Annotated in this window: 3 protein-coding genes; all 3 read right to left on the reverse strand. The window is 38.1% G+C overall.

Features of this window, described 5'->3' with window-relative positions:
- Window positions 1-359 precede the first annotated feature (359 nt).
- Genes JU57_RS13460 through JU57_RS13470 form a run of 3 tightly spaced genes read right to left on the reverse strand, consistent with a single transcriptional unit; the run spans window position 360 to window position 2,809 of the window.
- Complete coding sequence (locus tag JU57_RS13460) at window positions 360-1,037, reverse strand: prepilin-type N-terminal cleavage/methylation domain-containing protein (RefSeq protein ID WP_037962175.1); 678 nt, start codon at window positions 1,035-1,037, stop codon at window positions 360-362.
- Window positions 1,038-1,052: 15 nt separating this feature from the next.
- Window positions 1,053-2,243, reverse strand: a complete 1,191-nt coding sequence (locus JU57_RS13465) for a glycosyltransferase family 39 protein (RefSeq protein WP_037962177.1) — start codon at window positions 2,241-2,243, stop codon at window positions 1,053-1,055.
- The gene (locus tag JU57_RS13470; RefSeq protein WP_025345432.1) at window positions 2,240-2,809 is read right to left on the reverse strand and encodes an aminodeoxychorismate/anthranilate synthase component II; all 570 of its coding nucleotides are present in this window, start codon (window positions 2,807-2,809) and stop codon (window positions 2,240-2,242) included. Before JU57_RS13470 ends, JU57_RS13465 begins: the two co-directional genes overlap by 4 nt.
- Between the last annotated feature and the right edge of the window lie 231 nt (window positions 2,810-3,040).

Below are 3,040 nucleotides of genomic sequence, written 5' to 3' on the forward strand. Positions count from 1 at the left end.
AGCCAGGATCAAACTCTCCATAAATGTTGTTCTTTCAACAGATAGCAAAGCTATCTTAAAGAACCAAACCTAAAGCACAACGCAAAGCGTCGTAAACTTTAATGTCCTTGACATATGAAGTGTTTTCTTCAATGACTTAAAGTATCTCTTTTTTTCAAAGAGTTGATAATCTCTTTTTTCGCGTCACTGACTAAGGTCGCTTATTTAGATTTCAAAGATTGAATTTGACATTGTTAAAATGGTAATGAACGTGAAGCAAATCCCCTACTTTGGGCGCTTCTCTTTAACCCCGTTCTCTCAAACGAGGACGAAATTATATATCCATACACCTTAAAAATAGGTTAAAGATAAAGAGAGGCTTATTGAATGTGTGTGTACCCTGTTTCTGGCTCGATTATGATGACACTAGTATTGCCAGAAGCATCCGTTAGCGTAATTTGACATTGATTTGTTAATAAGTAATGCCAACCTGCTGCAGGGGGTTGATAAGCATGAGTAGAAGCTGCAGGGGGGAAAGAATTCATTGGACGCCCTAAATAATCAAAATGAATAAACATTGTATCGGCACGGCATCCTCCGCCAAAAGCAACATTTGCTATACCATAATGCATACCTAATTGTAATGATTGCATAGCTCTTGCATCACTAATATTTAATGTATTATCGTATCCGCCACTCAAAAATTGATTTGGATTTTGTGGATCTAGAGCCATTCCCGTTAAATCCGGATGGTGCCCAGCAAAATTTGGAATATCGGAAAAAATTGTGTATGCCCAAACATTATTGTTAGCAACACCTCCAAAAACAACATTTTGTTGAAAACGTATTGCCCATCGTCGCATAAACCATTGTGTTTCATTCGGATTAAACTTATCATCCTGCATCGCAAGATGTTGTGTATAACGAATATGGCTCACCACTTGATCCGCAGCTTCACGAAGAGGATTACGCTGAAAACCCGAAGCTGCAAAGTACGATAAAATGCCTACGACAACAATGACAAACACCAGTTCAAGCATCGTAAACGCTTTTTTCATCTTTATATCCTCTTTTTAGTTAACGCGGTAGAGATAAAAAATCTTGACGACTTTACCATAATAGGCAATATCAATCTTCTCATACCCTTCTTCTATTTCTGCTAGCGTTGTGAGTTTATAGTTTTTACCTTGTTCGATGCCATAAAACTTAAGTCTGAGTGCCATTTTATCATCTTTCATCATCACTTTTGTGACGCCTTTGGCTTTGAGTGCTTCTGCGAGCTCTTTGGCAATATTGTATTTAATAGCAAAATGTTTTGTTGGTTCGTCCATCAGGGCATAGAGTGGTTTATTTAAGAAGATAAGCATTGTATTGAACACCAAAGAGATCAGTACGAGTCCAAAGAAAAACGTATGAAGTTTACGAAACGCTGGAAGCCTGACACGATAGCTGTTGAAAAAGACTTTGACCATTAATGGAATGCTGAGCACCACAAAAGGGGCAAAGTCTTCCAATAAAAGTCGCTGACGCATAGAAAGAAGTAAAGAGACAATCAGTGAGAAGAACGAGATATACCATAAAAGAGTTTTTTCCTCTTTAATCAAAATACGATACATCGCGTACACAAAATATAAAAAGAGCAAAGGTGAAAAAATAACAGCATAAACACCCAAGGTATCGACAAAATACCCTTTTGGTTTTCCCCCTATATCAAAGCCATACAAATACATGGAAGCGCTAAATAAGATAAGTGTTAAGATCAAAAGATCGGTTTTACGTTGAAAAAGAGCATAAATGAAAAGAGCAATGAAAAAAATACTAAAAGAGTTATCGATAAAAAGAGCAACAATAAGCACAAAATGTGAAGCAATTTTGTACTCTTTGAGGTATAAATAGGTAAACAATAAACTAAACAAGATAAGCACAATGCCACTATTGACCAAAAGGGCAACACCATTTACCCCTGGTAAGAGCGCGTAAATAGTAACCGAAACAATACGATCTGCCCGTTTTTTTAAAAAAAGTTTGCCTATTTTATAGAGCAAAATAATGGATATAAGATGAAAAAGGATAAAAGGCAAACGCAGTGCAAAATCATTTTGCCCAAAAAGTTGCGTTGAAGTAACGGCTAAGTAGTGAACCAGATTGGTGCCGTAAAAAAAAGTGTGGGCTTCATCGTAGCTAATGGAAATACTCTGCGTACCATAGGACAGTAACGCACCGCTGAGAACAAGAATGAGCAGTAAAAAAAGTCGGTCTCTCATAGTTTTAAAAAGTTATTTAAGATGGCATGCCCGTGTTCACTCAAAATGGATTCGGGGTGAAACTGTACACCATAGATCTGTTTGTCTTTAATTTGCAGTGCCATAATCTCATGATCGTCCGTACTATACGCGGTTGGAACAACGACATCCGGAAGCCCCTCTTGCTCAACCGTTAAGGAATGATAACGCGTGGTCGTAAACATTTCAGGAAGGCCATCAAACAGGCAGCTGTTGTGAAGTTGTTTCGTAATAGAGGTTTTACCGTGCATCATACGCTTCGCACGCACCACTTTACCACCAAAGGCTTGCCCAATCGCTTGATGTCCAAGACAAATCCCTAAAATAGGGATTTTCCCGCCAAAGTATTTGATGACATCTAAGCTAACACCCGCTTCATTGGGCGTCGCAGGACCGGGAGAGATAATAATTTTTTCTGGGTGTAACGCTTCTATTTCTTCAACACTCAGCTCATCATTGCGAATCACTTTAAGATCAGCACCAAGCTCTAAGCAATACTGCACAATGTTGTAGGTAAAACTGTCATAATTGTCAATCATCAATACCATTTGTCTTTTTTCCCTCAAAAGCCCCTATTTTAGAGGTTTTTCTCTCACTCACATTTTTGGATTTCTCAGATTTCTACCCTATTTCTACCCTAAATGCTATATGCGATAAATATTGTATCAATTTTTGTGTTGTTTTTTAATAAAAAACCCAAACTGCTAGTTGCGAAGAAGGGTCTAAAAATTGCTTGAGACTCCATAAAAAGCCGTGGGAGGCGAGATTATGGAGCGAGA

Origin of the sequence: Sulfurospirillum sp. SCADC, assembly GCF_000743525.1 — a bacterium.
GTDB lineage: Bacteria > Campylobacterota > Campylobacteria > Campylobacterales > Sulfurospirillaceae > Sulfurospirillum.